Source organism: Paenibacillus tyrphae, from assembly GCF_027925525.1.
In the GTDB taxonomy this organism is placed as follows: Bacteria; Bacillota; Bacilli; order Paenibacillales; family NBRC-103111; genus Paenibacillus_G; species Paenibacillus_G tyrfis_B.
On sequence record NZ_BSDJ01000001.1, the window covers coordinates 25702 to 38714 of the forward strand.

General features: G+C 57.0%; 10 protein-coding genes. 5 read left to right on the forward strand and 5 right to left on the reverse strand.

Annotated elements, in window-relative coordinates; all coding sequences use genetic code 11:
* Positions 1–2: 2 nt before the first annotated feature.
* Together QMG93_RS00140 and QMG93_RS00145 are read left to right on the forward strand one after the other, a co-directional pair.
* Positions 3–692 (forward strand): response regulator transcription factor, encoded by a 690-nt coding sequence (locus QMG93_RS00140; protein WP_281932886.1) that lies wholly within the window; start codon positions 3–5, stop codon positions 690–692.
* Positions 689–2131, forward strand: a complete 1443-nt coding sequence (locus QMG93_RS00145; protein ID WP_281932887.1) for a sensor histidine kinase — start codon at positions 689–691, stop codon at positions 2129–2131. The genes QMG93_RS00140 and QMG93_RS00145 overlap by 4 nt, the downstream gene beginning before the upstream one ends.
* A gap of 19 nt (positions 2132–2150) precedes the next feature.
* On the opposite strand, the gene QMG93_RS00150 is transcribed toward QMG93_RS00145, so the two are convergent.
* The 5 genes from QMG93_RS00150 to QMG93_RS00170 all read right to left on the reverse strand — a co-directional run bounded on the left by QMG93_RS00150 (position 2151) and on the right by QMG93_RS00170 (position 9460).
* A complete protein-coding gene (locus tag QMG93_RS00150; RefSeq protein ID WP_281932888.1) occupies positions 2151–3350 on the reverse strand; it encodes a DUF418 domain-containing protein in 1200 nt (399 codons plus the stop codon).
* 157 nt (positions 3351–3507) lie between these two features.
* The gene (locus QMG93_RS00155; RefSeq protein ID WP_281932889.1) at positions 3508–4185 is read right to left on the reverse strand and encodes a stalk domain-containing protein; all 678 of its coding nucleotides are present in this window, start codon (positions 4183–4185) and stop codon (positions 3508–3510) included.
* A gap of 156 nt (positions 4186–4341) precedes the next feature.
* The gene (locus QMG93_RS00160; RefSeq protein WP_281933260.1) at positions 4342–7455 is read right to left on the reverse strand and encodes an ATP-binding protein; all 3114 of its coding nucleotides are present in this window, start codon (positions 7453–7455) and stop codon (positions 4342–4344) included.
* Between the two features lie 79 nt (positions 7456–7534).
* Entirely contained in the window at positions 7535–9082 is a 1548-nt protein-coding gene (locus QMG93_RS00165; protein WP_281932890.1) for a DUF4153 domain-containing protein, read from the reverse strand.
* A gap of 24 nt (positions 9083–9106) precedes the next feature.
* Positions 9107–9460, reverse strand: a complete 354-nt coding sequence (locus tag QMG93_RS00170) for a hypothetical protein (RefSeq protein ID WP_281932891.1) — start codon at positions 9458–9460, stop codon at positions 9107–9109.
* Positions 9461–9614: 154 nt separating this feature from the next.
* On the opposite strand from QMG93_RS00170, the gene QMG93_RS00175 reads away from it, so the two are divergent.
* The 3 genes from QMG93_RS00175 to QMG93_RS00185 all read left to right on the forward strand — a co-directional run bounded on the left by QMG93_RS00175 (position 9615) and on the right by QMG93_RS00185 (position 12987).
* Positions 9615–11411 carry an ABC transporter substrate-binding protein gene (locus QMG93_RS00175; protein WP_281932893.1) on the forward strand — a complete coding sequence of 599 codons (1797 nt, stop codon included), beginning with the start codon at positions 9615–9617 and terminating at the stop codon, positions 11409–11411.
* A gap of 103 nt (positions 11412–11514) precedes the next feature.
* Positions 11515–12063, forward strand: a complete 549-nt coding sequence (locus QMG93_RS00180) for a hypothetical protein (protein ID WP_281932894.1) — start codon at positions 11515–11517, stop codon at positions 12061–12063.
* Positions 12064–12246: 183 nt separating this feature from the next.
* The gene (locus tag QMG93_RS00185; RefSeq protein ID WP_281932895.1) at positions 12247–12987 is read left to right on the forward strand and encodes a hypothetical protein; all 741 of its coding nucleotides are present in this window, start codon (positions 12247–12249) and stop codon (positions 12985–12987) included.
* Positions 12988–13013: the final 26 nt, after the last annotated feature.

Below are 13013 nucleotides of genomic sequence, written 5' to 3' on the forward strand. Positions count from 1 at the left end.
TCATGGAAAAAATCTTAATCGCGGACGACGAACGAGACATTCTGACGTTCATGGAGGACGCTTTGACAGACGAAGGCTACGCCGTGCTGACCGCTTCGGGCGGCGAGGAAGTGTTCGCGCTATTGAAGGAGCAGCCCGATCTGATCATACTCGACGTGATGATGCCCGGACTCGACGGCTGGGAAGTATGCCGCTCCATACGCCCACTTGTGACGTGCCCGATTTTGTTTCTGAGCGCGCGGGGAAGCGAAACGGACCGCATTCAAGGGCTGATGGTCGGCGGAGACGATTATTTGGTGAAGCCGTTCAGCATCAAGGAATTGAAAGCGCGCGTGCAGGCTCATTTGCGCCGGGAGCGCCGCAGCGAGACGCGGGCGAGCCGGTCGATCCTGCACTTCGGCGAGCTGATGCTGGATTTGGACGCCTATCAGCTTCATTACCGAAACCGTTCGATTCCTTTAACCGCCCGGGAGTTCGAGATCGTGCAGCTGCTGATGATGCACCCGAATCAGGTGCTGTCGAGGGAACGCATCTACGAGAAGGTCTGGGGCCTTGAAGCGGAAGGCGATTCGGCCACGGTGACCGAGCACATCAAGAAGATTCGGTCCAAGCTGGCGGAGGCGAACCCGCATACGGAGTATATCGCCACGGTCTGGGGAGTCGGCTATAAAATGGGAGCCGGCGCATCATGAGCAAGCTGACGTTCCGCAGTCAATTCGGCGTCGCCTTTCTGCTCGTGCTGCTCCTGAGCTTCGCCTGCTCCATCGCCGTCTGGGGCGCTAGCACTTATTATATTTTTACGAACGAGAAGACCGTTCGCCCGGCCAACTATTACGAAAAGCGAATTCCCGAAATTACCGGCTACGCCCTCGGACAAAAGGAAGCGCTCTTGACGCCCGCCGCCCGGACCGCTCTGGAGGAGCGTATCCCTGTGGCCGGCATTCAATATCAGGTCCTCGATGCCCAAGGCAAATTCCTGTACGGCACGATGGATAAAAGCTACATTTCTTCCAAGGAAGAGCTGGTGTCGAAGCTGAACACGAACGAGCGCGTCAACGGGAAGATCGTGCTGTACTATCCCGTAACGGATGCCCAAGGCGGGCTCACCGGTGCATTCGTTCTGCGCTACGATTTAAGTCTGGTTACGAGCAACGCGGACCAGCCGATGGCTACGTTTTTGCTCATCGTTACGAATTTGGCCGCTCCGTTCGTCTTTATTATGCTGTTCACATTTCTGTTCGCCCGAAGGCTCGGAACCCGGCTGAAGCCTCCGGTCAGCCGATTGACCGACGGAGCCCGCCGGATTCAGCAGGGCGATTTGGATTTTACGTTAGCGGATGTCGGCGGCTCCAAGGAATTGGCCGAATTGGCCTCCGCTTTCGAGGAAATGCGGCGCGCGCTGCACGATTCGCTCACGGCTCAATGGAAGATGGAGCAGCAGCGCCGCGACATGGTGGCCGCGATCACGCACGACCTGCGCACACCGCTGACGATCATTCAGGGGCACGTGGACAATCTGCTGGAAGGGGCGGAACAGCGCCCGGACCGGCTCCCCCGCTATTTGCGGACGATCCAGGGAAATACGGAACGGGCGGCCCGACTGCTGGACGAGCTGACGACGATATCGGATATCGAACGTCCGGATTTCACGCTATCTCCCGTCGCCTTCGAGCCTCTTCCGTTCTTCGAGCGTAAACGCGATGACTACAAGCTGCTGTGCGAGAGCAAGCAAGTTGCCCTGCTCCTGGACACCGACGGCTTGCCGCCCGCTCAACCGCTGCGCATCGATTTCCTCCGGCTGGAGCAAATCATGGACAACCTGATGGCCAACAGTCTCCGCTTCACCCCGGAGGGCGGCGAAATCCATTGGCAGGTCGGCTATCGGGACGGACGGCTGCACTTCGAGGTGCAGGATACGGGACGGGGCTTCAGCGTGAACGACCTCGCGCATCTGTTCGAGCAATTTTACCAGGGGGATCCGTCCCGCTCCGAAGAAAAAGGCCACGCGGGACTCGGACTGTATATTGTGAAGAAACTGGCGGAGAAGCATGGCGGTCATGTCGCCGCGTTCAACCGCCCGGAAGGCGGCGCACGAATTTGCGTCACGCTAAAAGAGATGGCCTCCGCCTAAACGGAGCCATCTCTTTTCGTTATCTTGCGGATTTCGTCGCCAAAGCCGAAGGATTGTTCCAATACGTGAACCCTCTCCAGAGCCATTCGAGCGGTCCGATCGAGAACCGCCTGAACCATAAGCGGCTCCACACCATCTGCGCCCCAAACACGGCCAATGCCAGCAGCAAGCCTACTGCGGGCCCGACCTTTCCGTACCAACCCAGGCCATATCCGTAAAAGAGCAGCGTACAAACGACCGACTGCAGGATATAATTGGTAAACGCCATCCGGCCGACTGGAGCGAAGAGCAACAACGGGCTATGCTGCGGAGACCGCGTGAACCATAAAGCGACCAAAGCGATGTAACCCAAACCGAGCAGCGGCGAGCCCAGCAGCACCCCAAGCAAGATAAACAAGGTTTTCGCCCCAGCGAAGGCGGCTTGATCCGGCAGCAGGACCGCCGCGATATTCGTGATCAGCCCGAAGCCCCCCGCCCACCAGCACAGCTGGCGCAGCAAACCGGCATGACCCGGAATGTCGTGAAACACGCGGCGTTTGGCAAAATAAGCACCGAGCAGGAACAGACCGAGAATCTGCGGATAAAACGTAATCTGGTTAAAAAAGCTCATGATCCAGTCTCCGAGCCGCTGCTTGCTAATTTCGGCAAACGTGCCGCTGCCGTAGACCAGTTGATCGTGTGCGATCATCTTTTGTACGCGTGCGGTCATTTCCGGCGAGAGCTTGGGCGTAGCCGGTGCTCCCGTCGCAACCAAGACGGCCGGAATCAGCAGCAGGAGGCCGATGGCCCAGATCAGCAGCGTCCTGGGCCGACGTTTGTGGAACAAGAGCAAAATAAATCCGAGCAGCGCGTAATGCACCAGAATGTCCCCGAACCAGATCAGGATTCCGTGGATCAACCCAAAGACAAGAAGCGCGAGCAGCCTTCTGGCATACAGCCGGCCGAACCGGTTCCCTTTCTGCTCCGCCCGTTCCTTAAACAGCATCATCCCGTACCCGAACAGGAAGGAAAACATGGCCATAAATTTTCCGTCGACAAAAATTCTTTCCAGCATCTTCACCGCTTGGTCCCAAACCCCGGGCCACTGCTCGATCTGCATTTGAATCGCCTGCAGCGAGCTGCTGTAAAAGGTCATATTGACCAACAGGATGCCGAGAATGGCGATCCCCCGGACGATATCGAGAAGAACGATTCGTTCGTTGGCTGAAGTTGGTTTCATGATAAGGCTCCTTTCGTCAATCCGATCGTTCTGCCGGATGACCGGCTTGCTCTTATCATAGCGACCAATTCTAAGAAATTTATAAAGCCGGACGGCGGTAAGCATGAAAAAACCCCGAATCGCAATCGCGACCCGGGGTTCGGGAAAAAAATAAGCCTTATTTATAGTACGACGTCGTTAACGGAACGACATAGCCGGCATCCGAATTCAGCTTTTCGAAGTAAATGAACAGCTCTTTTACCCCGCTGATGTCGACTTCGATCGTTTTCATACCGTCTTTTACGGCAACCGATTCTTCTTTCAGCAGCGCTTTGGTTTGGCTGTCCTCGATCTTGATCTTCGGAATATCCGCGCCGACCGCGCCGATCTGCAAAACCAGTTTTTGATACTTTTTATCCGGGAACAGCATAAACGAGCCCGAACGGAGCGCATCCCGCACATCGTACAGGACTTCCTGATAATCTTTGTTCGCATAGGTCGTATGCTTTTTATCCTTCGAGTAGTCCGCATCGGAGAACTTCTGCGTTTTGATCGCCACGCCCTCGGTTTTTTCGCCAAGCAGGACGGTGCTTGTTTCCTTGTCGTAGTCGACGGCTACTTTCAAAGCGCCGGCTACGGCTCGTACCGGCAGGTACGTGTTGCCTTCGTAGGTAATCGGCAGGATGGCATTGCCCTGCTCGTCGTTCAGCTGTACCGGCTGGCCGTTGACCTTCACTTTCAGGTCGCCGTTCAGGTAGGCTTTAATTTCTTGAAGGTTCGCTCCGGCGTACACGCCTGCGCTCGCCGAGAGCAGCAGGGAAAGGCCGATAATCGATGCGGTGATCTTCTTGTTCATTTGGATTGTTCTCCCTCCGGGTTGTCAGAGGCAAGGCCGGTCTTCCGAAGCGGGGCCATGATGTCACGATCTATGAAAATACCGACTTGACCTACTATTTTCCAACCTCTATTTTCTCAGAAAATAGGCCCGGGATAAAGAGACTATTTGTCTATTTTAGGTCTTTTGCCGCTTTTTTTCCGGGATCGCGAACGATACCGTCATGCCTTCGCCGGGCTTGCTATGGATAGATAAGCCTCTCCCATACCGCTGCTTCAGCCGCCGGTTCGTATTGGACAGCCCGATTCCGCCTTGGCTTTTCGTCGTCAGATTCAGCAGCTGATCGGCCCATGCTTGCTCCATTCCGATGCCGTTATCCTTGATTTCAATAAGTACAGAGCCCTCGCGGCGGACAATCCGGATCATGACCATACCGCCCTTCCCTTGACGAAGGAGGCCGTGCTTGAGCGCATTTTCGACAAGGGGCTGGATCGTCAGCGGCGGAAGCATCAAATCCATATCGGGCTCCACCTCCCACACGACGGATAACCGGTCGCCAAACCGTTCCTGCTCGATGTAAAGGAAGGCTTTAACAAGCTCCAGCTCATGGGAAAGCTCCACCAGTCTGCCCGAATTCAAAAAATCGAAGCTGATCCGTAAATACGACGCAAAGGCGTCGATTAAATCGCGCATTTTGTCTGTATCAATGTCGCTCAGCACGATAATCGAGTTCAGTGTATTGAACAGAAAATGAGGATGGATCTGCGCCTGCAAATAAGCGGCTTCCATGCGCAGCCGTTCGTTGACGGATTGCTTCAGCGTCGTTAATGACCAGATGCGGTACTTCAGCTCAAGCGCATCGACCGGCTTGGTCACGTAATCGTTGGCCCCGGACAAAAATCCGGTGTAAATGTCAGCAGGCTGGCTTCGGGCGGTCAGCAGCAGCACCGGCAGCTCCGAAATGGAATAATGAGCCCTCACCCGCCGTGTCAGCTCGTAGCCGGACATATGCGGCATCATGACGTCGGCAATCAGCAAGTCCCAGGACTCGGTGTCGAGCAATTCCAGCGCTTCCCGGCCCGACGAAGCGGTCCTGACATGGTATGGCTCCATAGAGAGGATGCCGACGAGCACCTTCAGGTTGACCGGATCGTCATCGACCGCGAGAATGTTCATTTTGTCCCCGCTAAAGGAAGGCGCTGCAGACGGGAAGTCGGGCCACACGCCGCTCAGGTCCCCTGACAGGCTCAAGCCGCTCGCCGCTTGCTCCTCAACAACAGTCTGTCGTAGCGGAGCGCGCTCCGGCGGAAAGCCCGATGACACGGCTATCGGAAACGAAAATCCGAATACAGAGCCTTGCCCCGGTTCAGAGCGGACCGTCAGCTCGCCGCCGTGCAATTCCACCAGCTGCTTGCAGATGCTTAGGCCAAGGCCGATTCCCCCGCTGCCGCTTTTTCCATGAGGCCCTTGCTCATACGGCAAAAAGATGCGCGCCTGCGTCTCCTCATCCATGCCGATGCCGCTGTCGGAGACCCGAACGACTACCTGCTCTCCGCTCTTTTCGGCGGAAATGACCACCGTTCCTTCGTCGGTGTATTTCAGGGCATTATGTACCAGATTGAACAAAATTTGCACAAGCCTCTTTTCATCCGCCCATACCGGCGGCACCGTATCCGCAATCTCAATTTTGAGCTGAACAGGCTTGGAATCGGTGATAAACCGCAGCATTCCGGCGACGCCGGAGGCGACGGCTTGAATGTGCAGCGGCTCCTTCTGCAGCACGATGCGCTTATCCTGGAGCTGGGCCACATCGAGCAGGTCGTCGAGCAGCTGCGACATCCGGCGGCTGATCGTGATCAACAGCTCCATGTTTTCGAAGCTGGCGCGGTCCATGGCATGCTTCTCTTTCGCCGCAACGGTCCGGGCGATATTCAAAATGCCGTGCAGCGGCGTTCTCAGCTCATGCGACGTATTCGCAAGGAACTGGTCCTTCAGCTTGTCGGACGCTCGCAATTGCTCGTTCAGCTTGGCGTTCTCCTCGGCATTGCGGAAAAACCGCTTGAACCAGTAGGCCGAGAAGCAAATAATGGCGGCGATAATGTCGACAGGATAGTAGACACTCACCGCTGCGGTATATCCCCAAGCGATGCTGGATCCGATGCTTATCGCGGCAAACAGCAGGAATAAGGCGTCTTGATCGTTTCTGGCCACCTTGCGGCCGAGCAAATACAAAAACCAGACTACGGGAGCCAAATAAAGCAAAGAAAACACTTTTACGTACATCGATTCGTAAATGAGAGGCGGGGAGGCGACAAGCACGAACACCGAGTAGAACCCTAGCAAGGCGCCATAAGCGCGAAACCATCGGGTACCGGAGGCATGGCCGTCAAAGTTTCTGGCCAGAAGCACCATAAAGAAGGGCAGCCACAAGTAGGATAGCAGCCTGATTTTCAAACCCCAAGCGAAATTAAGCGGCAGCCAGATCATCAGCAGGTTATCGTTATCGGAAACGACAGAAATACCCGCGACCGCAAGCAGCAGGAAAAAGATAAGAAGCACCTTATGCCGCGGGTTGAACAAATACAAGATGATGGCGTACAAGCCGTGCAGCAGCAGCACGATGAAGGTCACAAGCTGAAACCCGATGGAATACCAGCGTTCGTAGTCAATGGCTGCCTGTGAGCCGAAACGAATCGGCTTTAGAATACCTCCGTTCACCGGGCTTTCATAATTGGCTGTACGTACGAGCAGTTCGATTTCTTTCACATCGCCCTGCTCATACGTTGCGGTATAGGACACTTTTCTCGGTTCGTACGCCTCCGCGTTCTCTGCAGGCCGGCCAATTTCGGCTTCAATCCGGCCGTTAATTTCGATAACGGACGAAGCCATGATCTCCTGAATCCAGAAGCCGTAAGGCTGGCTTAACGGCTGATCGACCAGGATGCGAAGCCGGTACGTCCCGTAGCCGAACGACGAATCCGAGCCTTTCGGCATGTCTTTGCTCCAATCTCCGGGAACTTGGACGACATTCGGACGGCCCGCGGACGGATTCCTCAGGTCTTCATGGGAAAGGAAGGCACAGGGGTAAAATTCCCACTCGCCGTCCAGCATCAGGGCGCGGGAATGCTCCAGATTCCAGCCCCGCAGATCCAGCACGCCTTGAACCGCGCGGGGATGTTCCGGAGAGCCATAGGCCAGAAACCAAAGCCAGCGAAGACCAAAGAGAACGGACAGGAACAATAAAATAACGGCACTCACTTTGAGGGCGTTTTTGTTGGTTATCTGCGTCATAGGTGTAAATTTCGACAAGCGTACTTACTTTCCTTTTGCCTGGTCGAAAAATAATTCGATGCCTCGGGAGCCTGAGCACTTATTGTTCCTCCAACACTTTCGCAGCTCTCCATTCGGACCAGTTGAATTCCGTCCATGAGGCTGGCTTCCCGCTCTTGATGCGGCTTCGGAAGCTCTGAAGCGCTTCGTCTACCCCTTCGGCGTCCGGATGCTCCCGTTTCAGATCCAGCAGCAGCGGAACGACCTCGTAGCCCAGGCTGCCCAAATAGGCGGCGTCGAGCCGGCCTGTCGCCTCGTAGCGCTGAATATTGCCCCGCGCCACCGCCGCGTCGATGCCGAAGTAATTGACGATGACGTACGCCGTCACGGTGACGGCCGCATAGCAGCGAAGCAGCGGCAGCCGCTCCCGCCACAGCTTGACGAGAGCCAGTATGAACAGCGCAAGCAGAAAGATCATGAACGCGTGCACGAGCAGCCGGGCTACGGTATAACCGTAGGCCTCCTCGTACATCGAGAGGCGCAAGTAGGCGGAGCTCAGCATAATGCCTGTGCAGCCGACGAGCACCCCGAGCAGCGCGCGGAGAAACCGCCAGGCGGCGGGACCCGGACGCTTCACGCCGTACAGCATGATCATCAGAACGGTCAAATTGATGAGTGTAACGACAACCAGCTCGGCAAAGCCTTTTCGCGCATAGGACGCATAAGTAATGCCTTCTGGCAGCTCGGCGGCTCCGCCTCCGAAGAAGTACGAAAACTGCACGAACGCAAACAGCAGGTACACGACGTTCAACACAACCAGGACGGTGGCTGCAACGGTCGCATCAAGGCGCGGCACCGCCGATGGCGCGACGCCTGCCCCTGGAACGGTCGCCGGAGCCGCTGCCGGAGCAGTTGCCGGAGGCTCCATGCCGGCGGCGAAATCTTCCTCCACGGCCCGGGGCGGCCAACGCTTCGGTTGAAGCAAGCCTCGTACGTAAGCGAACAGTCCCGTCGCGATGCAGGCGATCCATAAGGCGCGAAACAGCGTCAAACCGAGCTTGAGGTCGCCTGCCAGCTCGGGAAGCCGGGCCAGCGTGCGGTCGAACACGGAATCGGCAGAAGCCAGCAAGGCAACGACCGCGAGAAGCAGCGGGATTGAAACGATCAGACCGATCAGCACCTTCATCAGCTCTTGGGAGCGGCCTGCTTTCATTTTGAACGATAAGGCCCGAAAGGCGATGACGATCGGTTGCGGCACGTACCTGAGTGTTTGAACGAACACCTGATCGAGCAAGCGGAGGATGAACGGCGTCTTCGGCCGCTCCTCCGTCATATGCCATGTCGTGTGCGCCACAATCAGCAGCGGCACCGCCAAAGCGTTAAAAACGAGCAGAAGCAGGTTCGAATGCGCCACGTAAGTAAAGGACAGCAGGAGCACGGGAACGGCCAACGCCATGGACGGCTCCAGCCGAAGCTCCCGTTTCTCCCGGACAGCCCAGTAATAATAAACGTAAAATAATATCACGAAGAGCGGAAACGAGACGCCCCACGTTTTTCCATAAAACAAATAGTGATGGACGACTGCGCAGCCAAGTGCGGCAAGCAGCAGCTTTCCTTCGTTCCGGACCGGAACGGATTCCGTCTTCATGAGCTTCCTGAGCCTCCTCTAAGCTTATTGCAGAATGGCAGCCTCATGCTTGCTTTGCCGGATTTGCCGGCTCCACCGGTTAGCCCATTGCCGCAATTCGTAAGGACTTGCTTGGTATATAGGATCGATATCCCCCGCGAGGTCTCGTAAAATGTCTTCGTCATCGACTTGCAATAGGTCGAGCAGGTCCTTTCCGTGAATGCGACCGTAGGCGAGCCGGGCCAGCGCGAAAACCGCTCTCCGCAATTCCTCGTCGGTATGCGCCGCGTTCACGGCCGCTTCGGCCTCCGACAGCAGTTGATCGCCCCAGGCGACCGTAAGCGGAAGCTGCTTTACCCCTCGAATTTGCTCTTGATCGGACCATGAAGGACAGTACATCCGAATTCCTCCTCGTAATTGAACTATTTTCCATTTCGCTATAATTTTGTCGAATTGCCCATCCACGTTAATTGTAACTTGAAAAACACGAATAAAAAGAGTAAATTTTGAAATGTAAATTTCATATTTTATCAGAAACCCCGGAGGTTGTCTTATGAAGCTGGCGAACCACTATATCCGCCTTCGCGAACAGTACCCGCATATCGCCGAGCAGCAGCCGCACCTCGTCCATCTCGACGAGTTGGCGGCCGTTCTCGGCTGCACGCACCGCAATGTCGTGCTGCTGCTCAAAAAAATGCAAAGCGAAGCCTGGCTCGATTGGCTGCCGAAGCGCGGGCGCGGCCAAAAGTCCGCCTTGACGTTCTACAAACCTGCCGAGGATCTCATACTCTCGATCGCGCAAGATCTTGTCGAGCGCAAAGATTTGCGGGGCGCGCTGGAGCAGCTGAACGTCTCTTCGCCTGAGGGCTCGCTCAGGGACAGCTTTCACCGCTGGCTGACCGGCTATTTCGGCTACAGCAGCGAAATGCAGGGCAGCAAGCGCTTCGATACGCTGCGCTTTCCGCTCACCCAGTCGCTTCTGTCGCTTGATCCCGCCACGACCAATTTCCGAACGGAAGCGCACCTCGTGCACCAGCTGTTCGATCCACTTGTGCGCTACAACCGGCTGACCCAAACGATCGAGCCGCATATCGCTCACGCTTGGGAGGTAAATGAAACGCGGACGGTCTGGACGTTCCATCTGCGTAAAGGCATCCAGTTTCACCACGGAAGAGAGTTAACCGCCGCCGACGTCAAGTACACGTTCGAGAGGCTCGAGCGGCTGGCGGCCGGCGCGCTGTACAGCTGGGTACACCGGCAAATAGACACCGTGGAAGCGGTGGACCCGATCACGGTCAGCATCCGGCTGTCCGAGCCTTGCGAGCTGCTGCTTCAATATGTCGGAACGAACCGCGCCTCCATCGTCCCGGCCGAGCTGTGCGAGGAGCTGGGAGACCGGTTCGCGCTCGCTCCCGTCGGCACCGGCCCGTTCAAGCTGACGCATCTGGATGCGTCCATGTGCGTGCTCGACGCTTTCCCCGCTTATTTCCAAGGGCGGGCGCACCTCGACCGCGTGGAGCTGTGGCATATTCCCGACATGCAGGTGCAGGGCAGCGAGCGGACGCTGGAAAGCTTTCAGATTATCCACAACTATCGTCTGCCCGACGAAGCTTCGGAAACATGGCAGCAGGTGCAGCAGCCGGGGGCGACGTGCCGGTTCCTGACCTTCAACCTGCTGAAGCAAGGGCCGCTCAGCGACCCTGCGCTGCGGGGCGCGGTATGCGCCGCCTTGAACCGCCGCAAGCTGCTTGCGCGGATCGGCGGCGACGCCATCTATACGGCCGACAGCTTCATCGGCCACGGGCACGGAAGCACGGCGCATGAAGCGGAACCGCTTGCCCACGAGACCGCCCGCATCCGCGCGCTGCTCAAGCGCTCCGCCTATGACGGCCAGCGGCTGACGCTGTGCACGATCACGCACTATGAGCCGGATGCGCTGCATGTGCAGGCGCTACTGCAAGAAGCCGGCTTTGCCGTGGAGCTCAAGCTGCTGTCCGTGGAGGAGTTCAAGAGTGAGCAGCGGCTGCACGCCGATCTGCTGCTGTTCTCCATCATGCTCGACAACGATGCGGAGCTGCGGCTCATCGATTTGTACAAAAGCATGCAGCGCCATTTGGAGCCCGCGGTCAAAGCCCAGGTCTCCGCACGGATCGAGGAGGCGCTGCGCGAGCCTTCATCCGGCCGCCGTTCGGCTCTGCTGCAGGCGATTGAAGCACATTTGACCGCCAAGCAGGTGCTTCATTTTTTATATTTCAAACGGCTGAAAACGATCTACCACGAATCCGTCAAAGGGATTTCGCTGGATACGCTGGATTGGGTGCAGTTCAAAAACATCTGGTTTAAACCGTGACCGGCGAGTACAATCGGGGCTTTGACGACGCGGGATTATAATCCCGGGGTTGTGCGAATACAGTAGTATCACAACCTTTGGTTCGAAAGGAGACCCGAGCGACGTGAACAAGCCGAGCCATTTCGTGTATCGCAACGCGAGATACGGATTTACCCTTCGTTTCCCGGCGTGGTGGAGGACGTATGCGGTCATCGACCGGCGGAGACAGAACGGCGATACGGAGTACGAGCTGCATTTCCGGTTCAGGTACAAAGGCAAAGTGTATGGCGACGCGCTGGCCGTTCTGGTGTTCCGCTTGACGCGCCAGGAATGGGACCGCGAAGGCTACGGCGGATCGCCGCTCGTCTTCCTTGCGGAGCATAGCGGCCGCGTGTTCGCCTATATGACGCCGGAGGAGCTCCCGGAAGCCTTCTACGACCCGAAGACGAACGACTACGATTACAAAAGGTATGGGGCGGCGATCCGCTTGCTTAAGCGAATGGTCAATCAAGACGCTCCCCGCATCGCCGGTTCGATCCGCTTCCTTCCTCAGGTGAACACGGCCCAATCGGTTCCTTACCGTGCGCAGCACGTTTGTACCGCCCGGACCGGGGCCCCGGGCAAGCAGCGCTGCCGGAAGGGGAAAAAGCGTTCCACCTCCCACCGCCACTAAACGACTCGCCGGCCGGCGCCTTCCTTCCGAGGTGCCGGCCGGTTTTATTGTTGTCGCAGCCGGGTAAGGGGTTCGTAAGGGGACGCATTCGTTCTTGCCGCTGCGCAACTTTCGAACGATGACTTGCGTCCATAACGTTACACACACCCTGCCCGGTTAACCGGACGAAAGGAAGTGACGACGATGGTTTGGCGTTTGCTGCTCTGCCTGCTGCTGCTCGTACTGCCTGCCTGCAATGCCAAAACGGACCCATGGAAGACAGGAAATGCCGTTATCGATTGGGTGGATTTCGTCAAGCTGAACGGAAAGGAATATAACGGGGTGTATGAAGCGGTGGCCGCCTCCCCGGATGCCGTGACGGATGAGGTCGTCGGCACCGTGAAGTTCAGGGTCGAGGGAGCCGTCACCAACCCGAGCTATGTGACAAAGGACGGAGATGCGGCATTTTTACAGGAAGGCACGCGCCTTTATGCCGTGAAGGGATACCCGGACCACTCGCTGATTGCCGCCAAGGCGGGCAACGAAGTGGGCGGCTACAAGCTGTACAGCGCAAGAAGCGCGGATGGCAAGCTTGCCCATACCTGGAGCTACAAGGACCTTCCGGCCGAGCGGGTAACCCGAATCGACGTGTATGTCCACTCCAAACAAGCGGACGCCTGGCAGCGATTCCGTTCACTCGAAAGAGCCGATACCGGGCTGTTCATGGAGCTGCTCGGACACGGGCAAAAGAAAGAAAACTACCAGCCGCACGTGTCCGGCGGAGATCCGAAAGAGTACCGCGTCGTGTTTCAAACCGGCGAGTCGGTCGCGCCTATGCAGAGCTTGTTCCGCGATGACAACAACTACTATTTTCATCCGTCGGACACGGAGGTGCTGCCGGAAGAAATCGGCCGGTTCTTGACGCCGCGGATGCCGCAGTCGTGAGGGTGCTCCTCTTCGATACCGAGAAA

Bases quoted from the DNA above. Each gene is read 5' to 3' on its own strand.
- QMG93_RS00140 (WP_281932886.1), top strand. From the start codon at position 3: ATGGAAAAAATCTTAATCGCGGACGACGAACGAGACATTCTGACGTTC.
- QMG93_RS00145 (WP_281932887.1), top strand. From the start codon at position 689: ATGAGCAAGCTGACGTTCCGCAGTCAATTCGGCGTCGCCTTTCTGCTC.
- QMG93_RS00150 (WP_281932888.1), bottom strand. From the start codon at position 3,350: ATGAAACCAACTTCAGCCAACGAACGAATCGTTCTTCTCGATATCGTC.
- QMG93_RS00155 (WP_281932889.1), bottom strand. From the start codon at position 4,185: ATGAACAAGAAGATCACCGCATCGATTATCGGCCTTTCCCTGCTGCTC.
- QMG93_RS00160 (WP_281933260.1), bottom strand. From the start codon at position 7,455: ATGACGCAGATAACCAACAAAAACGCCCTCAAAGTGAGTGCCGTTATT.
- QMG93_RS00165 (WP_281932890.1), bottom strand. From the start codon at position 9,082: ATGAAGACGGAATCCGTTCCGGTCCGGAACGAAGGAAAGCTGCTGCTT.
- QMG93_RS00170 (WP_281932891.1), bottom strand. From the start codon at position 9,460: ATGTACTGTCCTTCATGGTCCGATCAAGAGCAAATTCGAGGGGTAAAG.
- QMG93_RS00175 (WP_281932893.1), top strand. From the start codon at position 9,615: ATGAAGCTGGCGAACCACTATATCCGCCTTCGCGAACAGTACCCGCAT.
- QMG93_RS00185 (WP_281932895.1), top strand. From the start codon at position 12,247: ATGGTTTGGCGTTTGCTGCTCTGCCTGCTGCTGCTCGTACTGCCTGCC.